Source organism: Tenacibaculum sp. MAR_2009_124, assembly GCF_900105455.1.
Taxonomy (GTDB): domain Bacteria; phylum Bacteroidota; class Bacteroidia; order Flavobacteriales; family Flavobacteriaceae; genus Polaribacter.
This window is the reverse complement of sequence record NZ_FNSF01000003.1, coordinates 202,106-221,132: the sequence shown is the minus strand read 5'-3', so window position 1 is coordinate 221,132 and position 19,027 is coordinate 202,106. Positions and strand designations below refer to the sequence as shown.

The window sequence follows — 19,027 nt, the reverse complement described above, 5'->3', positions numbered from 1 at the left end:
TCTTAACTGTTTAACGAAAAATTAATAATTATGAATGCACTTAAAAACAAAGTACAGTTGATTGGAAACTTAGGAACAACACCGGAAATTATTGCTCTTGAGAGTGGTAAAAAGCTAGCTAAATTTTCATTAGCAACAAATGAAACTTACAAAAACTCATCAGGAGAAAAGATAACGGATACACAATGGCACTATATAGTGGCTTGGAATAAAACAGCTGAAATCATAGAGCAATTCTTGCAGAAAGGTAGTGAGGTAATGATTGAAGGGAAATTGACATCGAGATCATTTGAAGACAACCAAGGGAATAAGCGCTATGTTACCGAAGTTGTTTGCAACGAGTTATTAATGCTTGGTAAAAAATAAGTGGGAAAATTGCAATCAATATCAAATTTTAAGATTTGACATTAAAAAACTGAAAGAAAAAGGCTAAAGAGGATTGTTTATCAAAAGCTATCCTCTTTTTTAATTGAACTAATTTAGTCTGTTTTCTAGGAATTAGAAAAAGCCCAAGGTGAGTTCAATACAATACTATTTGCGAATAAAACTTTCGCAAGCAAATAGTATAAACCGTTCGGTTCATTTAAAAACGTATCTAATTAATGATTCGCGTTGCTTATACTATCTGCCATTATTAACGCATTATAAGCATTTAATATTTTTCCTGATTTAGAAAGTTGGCTGAATGTAACTTGTTGTTCGTTTTTTTTTCTTGAAGGATGGTTTACTTTAAACGAATATGAAACTCCTGATTCCATTAAAATTAGCTTCACTTCTTTTGATGTTAATTTTGGATAATAAGAATAAAGTATTCCTGCCACTTTCGATGTAATGGCTGCCGCTAGAGAAGTTCCTGAATCATATTTATATTCATTATTCGGTACACTAGTGTAAATATCTTTTGCAGGAGCAAAAAGATCTACGTTTTCAGAACCATAATTACTCATAGTATACTTTAACTTACTATTTGTGTTTCGCGAAGTTCCTCCCACTTTTATAAAATTAGATACAAATTCTTTCTTATCTGAATCTCTGTCATCAGGATAGTTAAACTTAGAGTTACGATCCATATCATGATTATTATTTCCAGCTGAGGTTATGATTACCACATTGTGTTTTTCTGCATATTTTATGGCGTCGTCAACCATGTTTTTATAGAGAGAAAAGCTTTTACCAAAACTCATATTAATTACTTTAGCACCGTTATCTACGGCATATCTAATAGCTAAAGCAATATCCTTGTCATGAGTAGATCCATACCCTACAATGGTTAAAGGCATAACCTTTAAATTTTCTGTTTTTCTAAGGATAACTCCGCTCACTATAGTTCCATGAGAAAATAAATTTAAATCTGAATTAACAATATTGTTTCCGTAATGGCTATTATTAATATCGTTAGGGGTATCATTAGTGATTTCTCTCTCGTTAAAGTCAATGTTTAGTTGCTTGTTAAGTAGGTTATTCGATTTAAGTTTGAGACCTTCTATATGACCATCAGTGTATCCGTTCGTAACGAACCCAGAAAAAATATTAATGTTTTGTAGTAAAGTAGAATCGTTTGGATACTGTTTCTTTAAACTGTCGAGCTTTTTTAGGGTTTTACTATTATCCGAGATAGTATCTAAATATTTCGATAGTTTTGTTTTTGCCATATTTTTCCACGTATATACGTTATTGGCGTATTGAATGTCTTTAGGCACTGATTTTAGATTCTTAGTAAGTAGTTCTTTAGCTCTTATATAAGCTTGGTGTTTTAAGGCATTACTTTCGGTAATAGTTGTATCTGATTCAAATAAGTGTTGATAGGCTTTTACTGTTCTCGTATAATCATAGTGTGAATACCTTTTATTTTGCACAGTTGCACTTCCGTTATAATTCCACCCGTTGATATCATCGATATAGCCATTCTGATCATCATCAATATTATTGTTTGGAATTTCATTTTCATTCGTCCAAATATATTCTTGCAAATCGGTATGATTAATATCGACTGATTGATCAATAACAGCAATGATAATATTTTCCCCTTTTTTCGTTTTTAAGATCTCTTTGTAAGCTCTGCTTAAACTAATTCCAGGAATAGAATCATTAATAATGTCTTTATAACTCCAGTCCTTGCGGGTTGTTTCATCAAGATTTCTAGTAGGAATTGGAGTTTTTTGACTGAATATGTAACTCTTTTGAGGTTTGTTGCATGAAAGAAATAACACAAAACAAAAAATATATAGTGGAAAGATTTTGGTAATTGTCATAAACGATTTAAATCTAAAAGGGAAAAATTAAACAAAAAATTGCAATATTAATTTAATATTGCAATTTTTCTTTTGAATGAATAAAGATAAAAGTTTTTATTGTAAGCTTTATATTATTGACTTATGCTTTTAGCCCCATTTCCTTTTTCAATAAATTTGGTAGACATATTAACACATTCAAGATCTCCAGTTTCAATATCACCTCCCATATTTCCACCTCTAATAGAGTGTAAATTAGTTAAAGTCGTTACTCTGAAATTGTCTAATTTTAATTTTCTCATAATTAATAGTTTTTTTATTAGTTAAAGTTTCTGTAGTAAATTTACATACAGAAAATGAGATAGTTACCCAAGAAAGAGCTGTGTCGGTCTTAATTCATGAATAAGTACCTGTTTTTAGTCTTAATTCATGAATTAAGAGCTTAAAGTTCTTGTATTTCAGGTTTTTGTATGTTTTTTTTCTCAAGATTACTGATAAAGTACGAGGGGTAAATTCCAGTTCTTTTGTAAAAAGATTTGGAAAATGACTCGGAAGATTTGAATCCGATTTCCCGAGCTAAAGCTGAAATTGTATAATTTCGAAGAGTTCTATTCGTTTGCAATTCTAGAATAATATAATCCGTTCTAAGAAAATTTATGTAAGTCGCAAAATTTTGTTTTTTATAATGATTGATAATTTTTGACAAATAGTTCGTGTTTGTTTTGAATTTTTTTGCCATTTCTTGAATGTTTACTTGAGAGTCGAGAAATTGATTTTCTTCTTCGAAGTTATTTAATGATTCCAAAATACGATCAATAATATCCTGAGGGATGTTCAGTTCTTTTTTCTTAATAACTTTTTCTTCAAGATTATCTTTTGTTGGAATTACTTCGGCTTTCTTGCTATTAGGTTTTCTATCCTTAATAATAGCTTCGAAACGTTCTTTATATACTTTCTTTTTATATGATTGGATGTATAGAAGTACAAGAGTGATCAAAAGAATAACGATAGTGGCTATAATTATTTTTTTACTAAAAACATTATTACTTTCCAAGGCCTCAATAACAGCCTCTTTTTCAGCTACTATTTTAGGAATATCGTATTTTCTTACAAGATGCTTACTGATGTATATTTCATTACTTGTAATAATGCTGTCTAGTTTAATGAGCCTGTTTAGATAATGTAATTGTTGGTTCAAGTCCTTAGACTTTTTATAGTGCTCAATTAATAATTGATAAGAATCTCTTATTCTGGGTAATAAGTCGTTTGTTTTCTGGAAAATTGTATCAATTTTCTTAAAATTACTCACGGCCTCTTCGTTTTTATTTATTTTCAATTGGCTTTTTCCCAAAAAATAAAGACTTTCAGATAAGTTGGGTTTATGATTTATACTATCATAGTAGGCTTTAGATTTTTTTAAATTTTCTATTGCTACTCCGTAATTGTCTAGATAATATTGAGTGGTTCCTTCGTTTAAATAAAACAGGTTAACGTATCTAGGGTTTTTTATTGTTAATGCCTCTTTTATACCCAAGGTATTTAAGTATTTGGCTGAATCTAAAACTTTAGCGTTATTATAAGCATTAGCCAAGGCATGTGCAGATCTTAAATAGGTTATTTTAGAAAATTTATCTAAGTTTTTTTTCACAAAGTCGAAATTTTCCCGGTGTATATTTAATGCTTCGATAGAGTCGTTTGTTCGGTTTCTTAATCTTCCAATAGAATAATTACTACTGAAAACAAGAAAAGGGTTATCCGTTTTTTCTGCTGAAGATTTAGCTTTTAAGTAAAGATCTAGTGATTTTTTGAAATCTCTTTTTTTGTAAAAAAAATTTCCTTTTGAAATATAAGCAGAAGCAGGATAGGTCTTATCTTGATAATACTTTGTAAGTGAAATTATACTATCTAAAAACTGAAGGCGTTTTTCGTTTTTTGCAATTAATGATTTTAAATGAAACCCTGTGAGTATTTTTGTAGTGTCTGCTTCGTTTTGAGCTTTTTTAAGAAAAGCATTAGCGTAAACTTCAGATTTGTTTTGGTCATTTTCATTTTCATACAACTCCATAAGTTCATCATATGATCTCAATGTCAAATTGTTAATGTCGGTTTGTGCAATACAGTAAATAGATGTCATTGCGCAAAATAAAAAGTAAATCCCTCTTTTTAAATTCATTTTAGTGCAATTTTAGTTTTATAAACTCGGTATAATATATCATATATCATTAACTCATACAACCTTTGTTTTGATTTAAAACTTCTATTAATGGTCATATGGATATAACTTGCTAATAACTCATTTGAGTCAACCAGCAGATTTCCTTCTTTTTTATACGAAACCAATGTCGTTTTTATGTTTTTGTAATTTAATTCATTATTCTTTGTTGTATAAGACAGATCAGAGTTGTTGAACCCTAAGATTTTATGAATTTTTTCTTTTAATGAACGATACTTGGCATCTAAACTCTTGGTTGTTGTTTTGTTTGTGTTGAATTCTTTGCGATACCCATTTCTCATCGAGCTAATAAAATTCATTTTTTCCTGATCCTCGTAATTGAAGAGGCTTAAATGGTCAAAAACAATTTTTATAATAAATAGAAAGTATTCGGTTTCATTTGGAATATTAGCGATACCATTGATTATTATTTCACTGTCATAAAAAAATAACGACTCAGAGATAGACATTGTATTTGTTCCATATCTTTCAAGTTCTCTTTTATAAGTGTGTAATTGAACATCCCATATCTCTTGACTGTTTATAAAAGGCGCTAAATAGGTTTTTACTTTCTGAATAACAGAATTAAGTTGATCAGGGGTTCGTAACAAAATCCGAATTCTAATATGATTTTCAGGATCATTATATCTAATAAAAAACCATTTCTCAATTATATTGTTTTTGAGAAGGTCCGAAACTATAGGGTGGATAGCTTTTACTAAAATATCATCAGCCGTATATGCTCCACAATATATTTTGTAATATATCCATGAATCACCAATCATGAAGTTCCTCTGTACGTACTTATTATTAGTTATCACTTCCATGGTATTTTAATTTTTGATTATTAAATAAGCTGATAACAAATTCATTACAAAAAGAAGTCTCGTTTCGTGTAACCGTTTTATCTTCTGTGAATAAAAACTCTTCAAGAATAAAAGTACTTTTGTTTTTTACCGTATCTAAAAGCATTTCTACACAATTTATATTTTTAGTATTTATTAAAAGTGTATTATCTCTTTCTACAACTTGAACATACTCAGGAATATTCTTTTCATCGCACCAGTTCACAAAAGTATCTAGTAACTCTTCTTTGTTTAAATTATAAAAAGCTTCAATTTCTGCGTAATCAATCCGCCATTGTGCTTTAGAAAGAATTACATTTTTATGAATTACTCTTGGTAGAAAAGAAAAATTATCAAATAAATTGTGCCAAGCAAAACCAATACCTCCTCTTTTTCCTTCTGTTTGAATATCACATAAAAATCGGTAAATAGGTAAAGAACGGTCATTAGGTAAATGAGCATTTGTTAGTTTGGGTATTATTTCTCTATGTAAACGTTTCGATCGAAGTATGATTTGCCCTTTTTTAATTGATATCATGATGTCTTTAATATCAATTTGTTTCTCTTTTGAGACTGTAGATTTTCCTAAATAAGGTATTTCATATTCTCTTTTTACAGGGCGGTAGGTTATATTTCCTGCCTTAGATTGTGGAAGATGAACGATTTCAGCAATTAACTTATCGGGATTCATCTTGTTTTCAATGTCGAATATATTTTCTATATGATTGTGAATCTTATGATCTAAATGCCCAAATCGGGCAATTAAATTTGCGCCGGAAGCTCCTCCCAAATAATCAAGAACAATTTTAGTTTCACCTGCTATAGTTATAACTTCAATAATTGAAGACATGGTATCGGGTAGGTCCGACCAGTTTTCATCAAAGTCTTTGAAATCATCTAATGTTAGCTCGAAGATTTTGGTATTCGTATCTATCGCTTTTAGCGTTTTTTGAAGGAGAATAGCATCCACATCAGTCCAAACAAAATTCTGATATCGTTTTTGAGAATCAACCAATGGGATATCATCAACAATTACGCTAAAGTTATTCTTTTTTGAGCCATATCCTATTCCTAGTTCAGAGTCCAAAGCCAAATAAAGAGGTACTTCTCGATTTTCATATCTATCTTTAAACCTTTTCTTAAAAACGGCTAACCTTTCGGTTTCAAAAGGAAGGCTCATTCTATTTAATAGTGACATTACACCTTTTATCTGCTTTTTAATTTTAAAGCTCAAAGTATTTGAAGACGTTAGAGAAAAACTATCTGTTTGAAGAAGAACGCCGTTATTGTGAGCTGTTTTAAAAACAATTTCTTTCTTTTTTAAGAATTTGTAGGGTTCTATACCGTTGACAAACGACTTATCAATTCTTTGCAACTGCTCCTTTATTTTCTTTACTTTAGTAAAAGATGTGTTTTCAGTGGAAAGAATACCATCTAAAATGTCAATAATTTCATCCAAACTTTCTTTTCCAGTCGTATTGATTTCTAGATCAGAGACTAAGAGTTGGTTTTCAATTAAAGAGTCTATATATTTTACTGATTCTTCCTGAGAAAAGCCATCTGAAGTTAGCAGTTCAACAAGTTCTGTAATGGTTTTACCATGCTCTGCACGATCAATTAGAGCCTCTAAATAATCTGTTTTATAAGCTCCATCGAGATGATAAGAGCGTTTTCTATTTTCAAGAGTATAGAAAATGTATCGGTATTTTTCATCAAATTCATACAAACTGCTGTTAGGGTAAAATTTTAGCAATTGTTTAATTTGGTGGTCAGAAAGTAAAGCCTGGCATATCTTATCAATATACGATGCATCTAATTTTGTGGAACGTTTAAACGTTTGATGATCTTTTAGTAAAATATCTGTTTCATTTGAAAACTTTCCAATACCACAAGAAGCGAAAAGACCAAAAGGAGTGCACCGACTACATGATCTGCTTACATATTTTAGAATTGTGTGTGTAAGTTTCTCATTTTTCTTGGGATCAGAAATTAATCCAGCAGAGTACTTTATTATTAGTTCTAATAAATTAGGTGAAGCAAAATAAATAGCTTCAAGAAATTCATTTGCAGAAATAAATGATTTTAATTCATCCCCGTTAATCGTTGATGTATTGGTTAGCTTACTATAGGTGTTTATAGGGAATAAGGGCGTCCGCAATACAAAGTCATCAAATATTTGATATCCATTTTTATTCATTCTTTACTCGGAATAGCTAAAGTTGTTCAATTAGTTTATAAATCAGTTGAATTGATTTTAGTGTCTATGAGTCAGTTTTTTAGGTGTCTTGATTCATGTATTGAGGGTCGTTATTTCTGAATGTAGACTACCTTACTTTGTGAGTTTCTGAATGATCCTTTTACTTTGTTGTAAACGAACTGGAAGATAATTGTTCAGTTTGGTTAAACAAAAACACAAAACAAAATAACAATAAACAAACCCTGAAAAATGAAAAAATTGTTTTTCTACATCTGTATACTTTTAACAACTTTTACGTATTCTCAAGTCACTTATGTGGGGGAGGTGGTTGATCATAAAAATCAACCGATTGAGTTCGCCGATATTATTTTACAAAGAAACGGAAAAATTATTAAGGGTACAGTATCAAACGAAAAAGGAAAATATGAAATTATTGCCGAAAAGGGTGCTTATGTGTTTGTTGTTAGTTTTTTGGGTTATGAAAAATGGGAAAGAAAAGTTGAGTTAAAGGACAAGACTATCTTGGAAAAAGTAGTGCTAAAGGAAAACAGCGAGAAGCTTAAAGAAATTAATGTAGCCTCAAACACAAAGGTTTTTAAAAGAGCAACTGACCGAGTAATTTTTGATGTGAAAAATAGTTTAATTGGTAAGGCTAATGGAAATGTAACAGAGCTATTAAATTTCACACCGAGTGTAATTGCTCAGGATGACGGGATACAAGTTTTTGGAAAAGAAGGAGTTATTGTATTAATAAATGGAAGAGATTCTAAATTGCGAGGAGACGCTTTAATGAGTTTTTTAAGGTCAATGAAATCGTCAGACATTGATAGTATTGAAATAATTAATACACCTCCTGCGAAGTATGAAGCTAATGGGAATATTGCTTTGATTAATGTGATTTTAAAAAAGAAAGATATTGAATTCTGGAATAGTAATATTTCGGCTTCATATAGACAAGGTTATCATAGTGTTTCGGCATATAGCGGATCTTTTAACTATAACAAAAAGAAGTTGTTTTTAACAGCTAATTTGACCAAGAGAAATGGAGAAACTAGAGGAGAGGAAAGTAATATTATTTATTATCCGGATAATCAGTGGAATCAGGAGACAAACTACAAATATGAAACTGACCTGTGGACAGCGAACTTGTCATCTGAATATCGAGTAAATTCCAATTGGCTTTTTGGAGCACAATATACAGGAAGTTTTAATACGCCCAATTCATCAAATACTGGAAATATTTCTGTGCCTGAATCAGGATTAAATACTGGAATATTACAAATAGAAACCTCAGGACAAGAAGATGGGGATAAGGATTTTAATAGTTTTAACTTTCACTCTGTTGTTAATGTTACGCCTAAAAAAACTATAAATATTGATTTCGATTATTTCGACTATGAGTTAAGTCAGAATAGTAATGTTGTTTCTACACCCAATCAAACTGGAGGTAATATTTTAGATGAAGAAACCAGAATAGGGAATAGGTCAAATCAGAATATTTCGAATTTCTCTTCGAAGGTAGATGTAGATTATGCATTAAAAAAAGGGATGTTAAATTTCGGAGGAAAAGTTACTTTCTCTAAAACGAATAACGATGTGTTAATAACGGGAGTTGTGGATTTTGATCAGCAGACAAAGTTCAGTTATAAAGAAGATATTCAGGCTTTATATACATCTTTTAGCAATACGTTTGGGCTTACGGAATGGAGCTTTCAAACGGGGGTAAGAATGGAACGCACACAAACCTTAGCTCAAGAAAAAATTCTGAATAGTGAAGTAAGAAATGATTACGTTAACTTTTTTCCAACATTATACATTAACTATAAACCAAGTCAGCATCATAATTTCTCATTAGATTATTCTAAAAGAATTCATAGGCCAGTATTTAATGCGTTAAATCCATTCAGAATTTATACGAGTCCATTTTCTTATTCAGAAGGAAACCCAAATTTGTTACCAGCAATCTCATCTCAAGTAATATTAAGTCATATTTACAAGAGTGCATTAAGTACCGCTGTATATTTTTCATATGTAGAAAACAACTCTGGACAAGTAGCTGTATTGGACAATAGTAATTTAACACAGTCAATTACAAGGTTAAACTATTTTGATAATTATGATATTGGAATTTGGGCAAACTATTTATACAACAAGAAAAAATGGTGGCAAAGTTCTAACACATTACAACTGTATTATAATGAGTCAACATCTAAAATCTATCCAATCACCCCAAGGTCAATCACTGGTATAGGAGCAGTCCTAAAAACAACTAACCATTTTATGTTAGGAAAAGAAAAGAAATGGGTGGTTGGATTTGATTTTACCTATCGATTTCCAAATACATCTAATGAGCTTATTTATAACTATGAACAGTATTTTCTTAACGCATTTGCAAAATATAATATTAGTGATAAGTTACAAGTGTCGCTTGCTGCAAATAATATTTTCAGAGAATACAATTTCAACAATTTAAGTACTAGAAATAATACTGATGCCATTTATCGAGGTTATTATGATACACAGTATTTAAAGTTTTCACTGAACTATAATTTTGGTAGTAGTAAGGTTAGAAAAACGAATCGAAATGTGGGGAATAAAGACGAAAAAAATAGAATTTAACTATAAAAAAAATAGACTACAAGTGTTTATAGTGCGCATGTAAACGGTTTGAAGTCTTTAAGTTGCAACAAAAGAAAAGAAGTATACTTCTTTAATTATTAATTTTTTTAAAAATATCAATCATGAAAAAACAATTTGATTTAGCGAAATTTGAGAGTTTAGAAACATCAAACGATACTTTAAAAGGGGGATTCTCTCCAGCACTTTCTTCTACTGGAGGAATTAGCAATATTGAGCTTGATATTAACTTAGCAAGAAATTGTGGTTCTACTAACTCTGGATGTAACTTAGTTGCAGGATGTGGTGGAAGTAAAGATAAAACTATTGCTTAATAGATAAGTGATAAAATAAAATATGGAGATATGATAAAGGCGTATCTCCATACAATTAAATAACTATTTAAAATTTTAATTATGAAAAATAAGCAATTTGACTTAGCAAAATTTGAGAGTTTAGAAACTTCAAACGATACATTACAAGGAGGGTTTTCAACAGCACTTTCTTCTACAGGAGGAGTAAGTAATATAAGAGTTGATCTTAACCTTGCAAAAAACTGTGGTAGTACCAATACTGGATGTAACTTAGTTGCAGGATGTGGTGGTAGCGCCGATACTATTTCTGCCTAGTTAAAGTTTCTGTGCAGTTTTATTATGGAGGTATGATAAATGCATATCTCCATATGTTTAACCTTTAAAATTTTAATTATGAAAAATAAGCAATTTGATTTGGCAAAATTTGAGAGTTTAGAAATTTCAAATGATAAATTACAAGGAGGGTTTTCAATGGCACTACTTTCTTCTACAGGAGGAATGAATAATGTAGAACTTGACCATAATCGAACGGAGAAATGTGGTTGCTTTACGAATGTTGGATGCAACGCAGTTGCAGGATGCGGTCAGAATATTAATTAAAAAATAAACAAGGAGATATGATAAAGGCATACCTCCTTAGAAATATCAAAATTTTATTATCAAAAATAATTTGATTTTAAACTTTGAAAAGATTAGAAACTTTCAAAAGGTGCTATTAAAGCAACTTGAGAAATGAGGGGCAATATTAATCAATTTTAAACAAAAACGCTAGCAATTGTAATTGTTCTTATACTATTTGAGTGTGAAAGTTTCGTATAAGCGAATTGAATTATTTTTTCATTATTCAAGGCAAAAAAATAGAGCATAGCCTCGCTACGATTTCTTTTTTTAACGTAGAAGAATATAAAAAGAAACTATTTGTATGCGAAAGTTTTATTCGTAAATAGTATTATACCCTATTTCTGTTTACAGTGTTTCTATTATAAAAATCAAAAAGATCAATTTTTTTAACAACCAATTGTTTTAGGAATCTAATCAGGTTTCTTTAATAAGGAGAACTATGGTCTTTATTTTCAACTATTATGATGGTTGTTTTTTACAACACAGAAAAGGTGTTTCGAAAAATAACATCACTTTATAAACTAGTAAATTATGAAATACAGTCAATTTAATTCTATAATCCCTTACAATGATCAGTTTGCATTATACAATGCATTTGAAGACAAAGTTATTTTTTTAGAAAATGATTTAAAAGAGCTTCTTATTGCTGGAAAAAACGAGGGCATTGATGAACTTGAAACTATTCATCCTTCATTTTATAAGTATTTGAATGAGAACAAATTTTTAATTGAAAATGATGTTAATGAAGTTGAAAAGGTAAGAGAGGTGGCAACAAAAGTTGATGAGCAAGAAGCAATGTTTCAGCTGACCATTAATCCAACAATGAATTGTAATTTTAAATGTTGGTATTGTTATGAAGATCATATCAAAGCTTCAAGATTGAAGAGTACTATGGTAATAAAAGTGAATAAGTTTATTACTAAGAAGCTTCAAGATGAAAGCATAAAGTATTTTCATGTTGGTTTTTTTGGAGGAGAACCATTACTATACTTCAAAAAAAATGTAATTCCTATTATTGATCATTTAGCTGAAGAAGGTGCTAACTACGATAAAGAATTCGGAATCAATTTTACATCGAACGGATATTTGATAAACCAGGACTTTGTTGATTATTTTCATGGTAAAAATTTATCATGTAATTTACAAATAACATTAGACGGTTACAGAGAAGAACATGATAAAGTACGTTTTGTTTCGAAAACCAAAGGGTCTTATTTCGAAATTGTGAACAATATTAAATTGCTTATTAGGAATGGATTTCACGTTCGATTAAGAATTAATTATACAAGCAAGAACTTAAGAGATACTTTTAAAATTATCGATGATTTTTCTGACGTCGATTTAAAATATATTAAGAAGAATTTAATTGTCGATTACCATAGAGTTTGGCAAGATGACGCTGTAGATGATATTGACATTATTTTAAATCAGAACATGGAAATTATAAAGAGTAAAGGTTTTAACGTTACAGGTACCTTCTCTGCAAATAATGTGTTGAATTCTTGTTATGCCGATAAAAGAAATAGTGCTGTAATTAATTATAATGGAGATTTATATAAATGTACAGCGAGAGACTTTAATAAGGAGAGCCGAAATGGATTTATTGATAGTGAAGGTGAGTTAATATGGGATGATGGCTATGTTGAAAAGAGAATGAAATCAAAGCTTCACAATAAACCATGTTTAAGCTGCAGGATTATGCCATTATGTAATGGAGGTTGTAGTCAGCATGCTATGGAAAACCTTGAAAATGAGGAAGGATATTGCGTATATGCATTTGATGAAACTCAAAAAGACAAAGTTATTTATGCTAAAATTACAGACATTATTAAAGAGGCCGTATAATAGAAGTAAAAATCTTCCTTTTTTCTATCAGTTAACCAGTACTGATTGCGCTGCAGCTTGTATGTGTATGATGGTTAATTATTTTGGAAAAAAGGCAAATTTAAACCATATAAAAGGGTATTTCGAATTTACAAGAAACGGTGTTTCCATCAATGATATTATTGATGCATCGGAAAAAATGGGGTTTTCAGCCAGTGTTATAAAGGTAACATCCGAAGAATTGACAACAATACCGTTTCCTGTAATATTATATTGGAAGCAAGATCACTTTTTAGTTTATGATAAAGCTAAACAAAGCAATGGAGAAACTACTTTTCATTTAGCAGATCCCGCGTATGGAAAAGTTAAGGTTGATAAGGAATCTTTCGAAAATGAATGGAAAGGAGCAAATGATAAAGGAATTGCAATAGTTTTACAACCAACTGAAAAATTTGATGACGTTGTCATTGAAAATAAAGGAAATACTATAATAAAACCATTAGACAGTCCGATAATTACTTACGTAAAGTCGTTTTTAGTTAAAAACAAAGTAAAGTATGGGATAGCAATTATCTTGCTAGTTATTAGCCTTATTGCAAATTGGTCAATTCCTTTTATTTTTCAAAAGATCATTGATGAAGGAGTAATGTCGAACAATATGAATATGGTTTATTTCTTTCTATTGTCGCAAGTTGTTTTGTTTATATCCTATTTTATTTCAGACTTTTTTAGCAGGTTAATTTTAACAAAATTCAATTTTTCTTTAAGTGTTAACTTAAAAGAAAACCTGTTATTTAAATTGATAAAATTACCTGTTAGTTATTTTGATACGAGACTCAATACAGAAACCTTACAACGAATTAACGATCAAAATAAAATACAAACATATATGACATGGAAAGGGCCTGAATTAATCATCAGTACCTTAAATATACTCATATTCGGAAGCATTTTACTGTATTATAATACTGTTGTTTTTGCGTCCTATTTCGTTTTGAGCGTTGCATCTTTTATTTGGGTGTTTCTATTTCTAAAAAAGAGAGCTGTTCTAGAATATGCCATGTTTTTAAAGCAATCTGAAAACAGCAATCATATTTATGAGTTTATTATGAATATGCCTGAAATCAAGGTGAATAATGCTCAAAAAAATGTAGTTAATAAAATTACAGACATTCAAAAAAGGTTAAATGATATTGAACTACGCTCTTTATATTTAAACACCTATCAATTAATAGGTGTTAATGTTTTAACCAAAATAAAAGAAATTGTTGCTATTGGTGTATGTGCCTATTTTATTATTGAAAGTCAAATTACTTTAGGAGTTCTCATAAGTATCTCTTATGTAATTGGACAACTAACAGGGCCTATGAACAATATTATAAGTTTTGTTAAGGATACTCAAGATGCTAAATTATCTAATGACAGGATCAATGATATCTACACAACAAAACAAGAAAATGAAGATAAAAACATAGACCTTTCAAAGAAAAGTATTTCTGATATACATATTAAGGATCTATCATTTAAATATCCAGGAAAGTTTAGCCCAACGATTCTTAATGATATTAGCTTCGATATCAAAAAGAACACGGTAACTGCTATCGTTGGAGCAAGTGGTAGCGGAAAAACAACATTACTGAAACTGTTATTATCGTTTTATTCGGTAAATGCGAATGCAATCTCTATGGATACTATTGATATGAATGATATTATTCCAGCAACATGGAGAAAACAATGTGGAATAGTATTACAAGATGGAAATATTTTTAGTGGATCAGTAGCTGAGAACATTACATTCTCTGAAGAAAATATTGATTATGATCGATTGGAGAAAGCCTGTGAAATTTCTTGTGCTTCTGAATTTATTGATCAGCTACCGATGAGGTATAATACTAAAATTGGTAATTCAGGATTACAGTTGAGTGGGGGACAGAAACAACGAATTCTAATAGCAAGAGCGGTTTATAAAAACCCGAGCTTTATTTTTCTTGATGAAGCAACGAGTGCTTTAGATGCCGAAAATGAGAAAAAAATATATAACAATTTAGAAGAATTTTTTAAGGGTAGAACGGTCGTGGTAATCGCTCATAGACTTTCTACTGTAAAAAACGCCGATAATATTTTGGTGCTTAACAAGGGGGAAATTGTAGAACAAGGAAAACATGAAAAATTGGTTTCAAATAAGGGGTACTATTATAACCTTATTAAGAATCAATTGGAACTTGGAGATTAATAATAATCTCCCCGAACTTAGATTTATACTACTAATAAAGCTGCAATTTTTTGCAGCTTTATGTATTTGTAGTAAATTGAATTTTTGTAAACACTATAACCTAATAACACACAAATGGTTTTTACTGAATTAAATCACCACATAATTTTACCTTTAATTTAGTAGCTCCTGGCAAATATGCCAAAGGAGTAGATTCTTTAGCAATAATATGAATACTGTTTTTAGAAGCGCCTTTATGGATCAAGTCATTTTTACTTTCTAATAATAGAGATGCTAGCTCTTCCTTTTCGTTTTTCTGGATACTGTTTATTACAATTTCTTTCTCACTACTAATTTGTGAAATACAAGCTCCGAAAGCATTAGCGACTTCCATATGTTTTGGGAATATAACTTCTGACGCTCCTTTAATATTATTTGGTAGTAAAAAGGCTCCACCCCCGCATGCTATAACTGGAATATCTTTTGAATCCGTTTTTAATTTATCTACCAAGTTTTCTATTTGATTCTGAATTGCTTCAATTACTTTATTAAGTAAAATAGGATAGGAGTACTTTGTTAGTTCTTCCATTTTATTCTTTAACTCACCGACTCTTATCGAACCTTCAATGGCTAATCTTTCCTGCGCAATGAAAAAATCAGATAATGTTAAGGTATCCCCTTTAAAGGCAATGGCTTTTTCTTTTAACCTGTAGCCAACAGAATCAGGTCCTAAAACGCATTTGTCTTTTATAAACCTTACTATTGTTCCACCCCCAACACCAACCGCGACAACATCGGGCATACGGAAATTAGTCAATACACCTCCAATTTGTGCGGCTTGTGTACTTTCTCTTGGAAAATGATTAATTAATACACCTCCATCAGAAGTTGTTCCACCAACATCAATAACAATTCCGTTTTCTACTTTTGATAAGGCTCCAGCTCCTCTAATACTATTGGTAGGGCCAGAAGAAATAGTAAGAACTGGATAATCTTGAACTTCTTCTAAAGACAATAACGTTCCATCATTTTGACCAATGAATAATTGAGAGATTAAACCTAAACTTGACACTGTTTCCTTAAAAGCATTTACCATTTTTAAAGCAACCCCTTGTAAAGAAGCATTTAAAATGGCTGCATTTTCACGTTCTAATAAACCTAACCCTCCAATTTCATGAGAGCAGGTAACTTTTACATGATTCCCAAGAATTTCTTTTGACCACTGCGCAACCTGAAGTTCTTGATCAGGAATTGTTTTCGAGAAAATACCGGTAATAGCAACGGAATCTACCTCACCTTTCATTTTTTCAAGACATGATTTTACTTCATTTTCAATTAATGGGCTAATTAAATGGCCATCAAATTCATACCCTCCGTGAACCATATATACATGTTTATCCAGCAAGATCTTTAAATCATTAGGAAAATCTGCCATAGTTGGTATGGCACCACTTGCAGGCAAAGCCAGTCGAATAACTCCAATATTATTCAATTCTTTCCTTTCTACTAAAGCATTGGTGCAGTGAGTAGTACCAAGCATTATGTATTTAATGTCTTTTTTAGAAATAGTTACTTCAGAAAGTACCTTTTTAATTGCATTTTCAATTCCCGAACTTATATCTAACGAGGTCGTTTGTTTCGTTTTCGCGATAATTTCATTTTCATGTGAAACTAAAACAGCATCGGTATTTGTTCCACCTACATCTACACCTATTTTATAATACATCTTAATCTATTTTATTTAAAATTTCAATAGGAACGAACTTTTCTTCATATCCGAATTTCTGGGGTCCTCCTAAAACAATTCCTTCAGGCGTTCTCCATTGAGCATCTGCTTTCATTCCAATAACAATAACTCTGGTTCCATATTGAATGGTTTCTGCCGTAATTGGATGAGCATTTTCGGCATCAATAAGAACAATAAGATCGGGGGTAATAGCCACAGGTTTGTTGTCTTTTTTTGCGATCAAAAACTCGTTTTGAAACTCTAAAGACATCATAGAGCCATGGTCTTTCTCTATTCCCGTAATTTCGCAAATACCTTTATTCCATCGACCTTCTGTTTTAATAGAAACATTGCTGATTTTTCCTGAAAAAAGTTGAATGGCATCCGCTTCTTTTATCAGAGCTTCTAAAGGATTTTTTCTTTCATTTTTAGCATTGATAATGGTACTTCCAAGTTTTTGAGCATAAGAAACAATACCATGTACCGATGCTTGTTTTACTTGCTTTCCCGTCATTGGATAGCAGCCAATAGCACAGCTTCCTCCCATTTGAATAGTTGTTGCACCAACCAGAGTTTCTCCCCAAGTATTGTTGATGGTATGGTATACATTTTTGTTACCTTTTTCATCGGCTTGTGTAATTGGAGACACAGGGATATTGTGTAAAGTAAAAGTGGTCATTTCCAATCTAGGAAAAGCGCGTCCCATTCCATCAGCATCTACTAAAGGTATTTGGTGTTCAGCAGCAATAGAGAAAGGGATAACTCCATTTAACCCACCTGCTTCCGCAGGCATTACTGCATCAATTTTTTTGCCTAAGTAACTTTCCATCATTTTAAAAGCTTCTAAGAATTCTTTTCCAGAGAATAGTTTTTCAACTAAAATCATAGGAGCACCAAAAGCAGCAATAGGAAGTACGAGAGCATCATCGGCCAATTCGTTTGGAGCAATAAGAGTAACATTTCCATTTTTCTTAATCGCCTCTTTTGCCAGTAATTTCCCTATGTAAGGATCGCCTCCGCCGCCAGTTCCTAGAACAGTAGACCCTAAAGCAATGGCATCAATATCATTTTCATTTATATGTCTCATATTTTATGATTCGTGTTTTCGTTAAGTATATATATCAATGTAGTGTCTTCCAATACATTCCCGGCTTGTGCTTCAAGTGCATTGATATACACAGCACTTCCCGTTCTTAAACAACCTTTTATACTTTCATCTTCATTTAGCATTTCAATACAACCTTTAGTAATTATTGAAACTTCATTAAAAGGGTGCTTTGAAAAACCCTTATCAGGAATTCGTGTCCCTTTTTTTAAAAAAACAGTCCCTAAAGTAGTTTTAACCCCTTTACTTATTTCAGATAGTAATTCTTTACTATACGGTTCACTTGGACTAGGGTATGTTATTTTCTTTATCTGCATTAGTTTACTATAATTCTATTACCAAACTCATATTTATTATCAAATAGCTCGAATCGAAGTATATCATCTTCTGGAGGAGCTTGAGAACTCCACTTTCTTGACGGTTTCCATTGATAAGTATTTTTTAAATAAGCCATTTGCTCAGCTTGTTTTAAAGCAGCAATGGATGGATCAATCACAGGAACATTTAGTTTTGATTGAATTTTTTTATAGAAACCAAACTCAAGTGTACATCCTAGAATTATAGATTCAGCATAATCTTCATAAACTGCTTTTTCCGAAGCTTCCATTAATTTAGAAGCGGTAATGTTATGGTCTTGTTGAAACTCTCTAACATTCATATCAACATCTCTAAAAGAAGCTAATTGATTTTCATAACCATATGATTTCACAGTATGATGCATTTCATGTTCCCATTTTTTTTGCCCAATAATCACAGAGAATTTATTGGCAACTTTTAAAGCTATTTCAATAGAAGAATGACAAGGGCCTATAACAATCATATCACCTGAAATTTCTCTTGCTTCTAAAAGAAATGTGTCATAAAAGCACCCAATAATCAAAGCGTCAAATCCTTCTTGTGATGCTTTTCGTGTCGCTCTAATAATATCAGGAGCTATAAGCGCATTATAAGTTCTGTATTCAAGGTTATCCATTTTTCCTGCAGAGGAAGGCAAAGAGCAAATATGAACTTCCGTATTTTCATTTTTGTTTTCTTTTACCATGCTGGCGAAAAAAGAATCATAGGCATCAAATCCAATAGGATTTAAATACATGATTTTTTGAGTGATTTTATTCATGATTTTG

The 19,027-nt window shown here is 31.0% G+C and carries 16 protein-coding genes; 7 read left to right on the top strand and 9 right to left on the bottom strand.

Going from position 1 to position 19,027, the window contains the following annotated elements; translation table 11 throughout:
- Positions 1-30: 30 nt before the first annotated feature.
- Complete coding sequence (locus BLW23_RS10985; RefSeq protein WP_093669766.1) at positions 31-366, top strand: single-stranded DNA-binding protein; 336 nt, start codon at positions 31-33, stop codon at positions 364-366.
- Between the two features lie 233 nt (positions 367-599).
- Here BLW23_RS10985 and BLW23_RS10980 read toward each other — a convergent pair whose 3' ends face one another.
- The 5 genes from BLW23_RS10980 to BLW23_RS10965 form a co-directional block, all read right to left on the bottom strand.
- Positions 600-2,252: a S8 family serine peptidase gene (locus BLW23_RS10980; RefSeq protein ID WP_093669764.1), complete on the bottom strand. Its 1,653-nt coding sequence runs from the start codon at positions 2,250-2,252 to the stop codon at positions 600-602.
- A gap of 113 nt (positions 2,253-2,365) precedes the next feature.
- On the bottom strand, positions 2,366-2,533 hold the full coding sequence (locus tag BLW23_RS23210; protein WP_176829798.1) for a hypothetical protein: 168 nt from the start codon (positions 2,531-2,533) through the stop codon (positions 2,366-2,368).
- Positions 2,534-2,673: 140 nt separating this feature from the next.
- Entirely contained in the window at positions 2,674-4,404 is a 1,731-nt protein-coding gene (locus BLW23_RS10975) for a helix-turn-helix domain-containing protein (protein ID WP_093669762.1), read from the bottom strand.
- Entirely contained in the window at positions 4,401-5,270 is an 870-nt protein-coding gene (locus BLW23_RS10970; protein WP_093669760.1) for a thiopeptide-type bacteriocin biosynthesis protein, read from the bottom strand. Before BLW23_RS10970 ends, BLW23_RS10975 begins: the two co-directional genes overlap by 4 nt.
- Complete coding sequence (locus BLW23_RS10965; RefSeq protein ID WP_093669758.1) at positions 5,254-7,485, bottom strand: lantibiotic dehydratase family protein; 2,232 nt, start codon at positions 7,483-7,485, stop codon at positions 5,254-5,256. Before BLW23_RS10965 ends, BLW23_RS10970 begins: the two co-directional genes overlap by 17 nt.
- 249 nt (positions 7,486-7,734) lie before the next feature.
- Here BLW23_RS10965 and BLW23_RS10960 point away from each other — a divergent pair, with 249 nt between their 5' ends.
- The 6 genes from BLW23_RS10960 (at position 7,735) to BLW23_RS10935 (ending at position 15,093) form a co-directional block, all read left to right on the top strand.
- Complete coding sequence (locus BLW23_RS10960; RefSeq protein ID WP_093669756.1) at positions 7,735-10,104, top strand: TonB-dependent receptor; 2,370 nt, start codon at positions 7,735-7,737, stop codon at positions 10,102-10,104.
- Positions 10,105-10,226: 122 nt separating this feature from the next.
- A complete protein-coding gene (locus tag BLW23_RS10955; protein WP_093669754.1) occupies positions 10,227-10,436 on the top strand; it encodes a hypothetical protein in 210 nt (69 codons plus the stop codon).
- A gap of 81 nt (positions 10,437-10,517) precedes the next feature.
- Positions 10,518-10,730, top strand: coding sequence for a hypothetical protein (locus BLW23_RS10950; protein WP_093669752.1), 213 nt, complete (start codon positions 10,518-10,520; stop codon positions 10,728-10,730).
- 78 nt (positions 10,731-10,808) lie between these two features.
- The gene (locus BLW23_RS10945; RefSeq protein WP_093669750.1) at positions 10,809-11,015 is read left to right on the top strand and encodes a hypothetical protein; all 207 of its coding nucleotides are present in this window, start codon (positions 10,809-10,811) and stop codon (positions 11,013-11,015) included.
- A gap of 552 nt (positions 11,016-11,567) precedes the next feature.
- On the top strand, positions 11,568-12,881 hold the full coding sequence (locus BLW23_RS10940; protein ID WP_093669748.1) for a radical SAM/SPASM domain-containing protein: 1,314 nt from the start codon (positions 11,568-11,570) through the stop codon (positions 12,879-12,881).
- Positions 12,844-15,093 carry a peptidase domain-containing ABC transporter gene (locus tag BLW23_RS10935; RefSeq protein ID WP_176829797.1) on the top strand — a complete coding sequence of 750 codons (2,250 nt, stop codon included), beginning with the start codon at positions 12,844-12,846 and terminating at the stop codon, positions 15,091-15,093. Before BLW23_RS10940 ends, BLW23_RS10935 begins: the two co-directional genes overlap by 38 nt.
- 121 nt (positions 15,094-15,214) lie before the next feature.
- Here the strand turns inward: BLW23_RS10935 and BLW23_RS10930 are convergent, their stop codons facing one another.
- Genes BLW23_RS10930 through BLW23_RS10915 form a run of 4 tightly spaced genes read right to left on the bottom strand, consistent with a single transcriptional unit; the run spans position 15,215 to position 19,020 of the window.
- Positions 15,215-16,798 (bottom strand): hydantoinase/oxoprolinase family protein, encoded by a 1,584-nt coding sequence (locus BLW23_RS10930; RefSeq protein WP_093669744.1) that lies wholly within the window; start codon positions 16,796-16,798, stop codon positions 15,215-15,217.
- 1 nt (position 16,799) lies between these two features.
- Positions 16,800-17,885, bottom strand: a complete 1,086-nt coding sequence (locus BLW23_RS10925) for a DUF917 domain-containing protein (protein ID WP_093669742.1) — start codon at positions 17,883-17,885, stop codon at positions 16,800-16,802.
- Positions 17,882-18,220 (bottom strand): hypothetical protein, encoded by a 339-nt coding sequence (locus BLW23_RS10920; RefSeq protein WP_093669740.1) that lies wholly within the window; start codon positions 18,218-18,220, stop codon positions 17,882-17,884. Before BLW23_RS10920 ends, BLW23_RS10925 begins: the two co-directional genes overlap by 4 nt.
- On the bottom strand, positions 18,220-19,020 hold the full coding sequence (locus BLW23_RS10915; protein ID WP_218134047.1) for an aspartate/glutamate racemase family protein: 801 nt from the start codon (positions 19,018-19,020) through the stop codon (positions 18,220-18,222). Before BLW23_RS10915 ends, BLW23_RS10920 begins: the two co-directional genes overlap by 1 nt.
- Between the last annotated feature and the right edge of the window lie 7 nt (positions 19,021-19,027).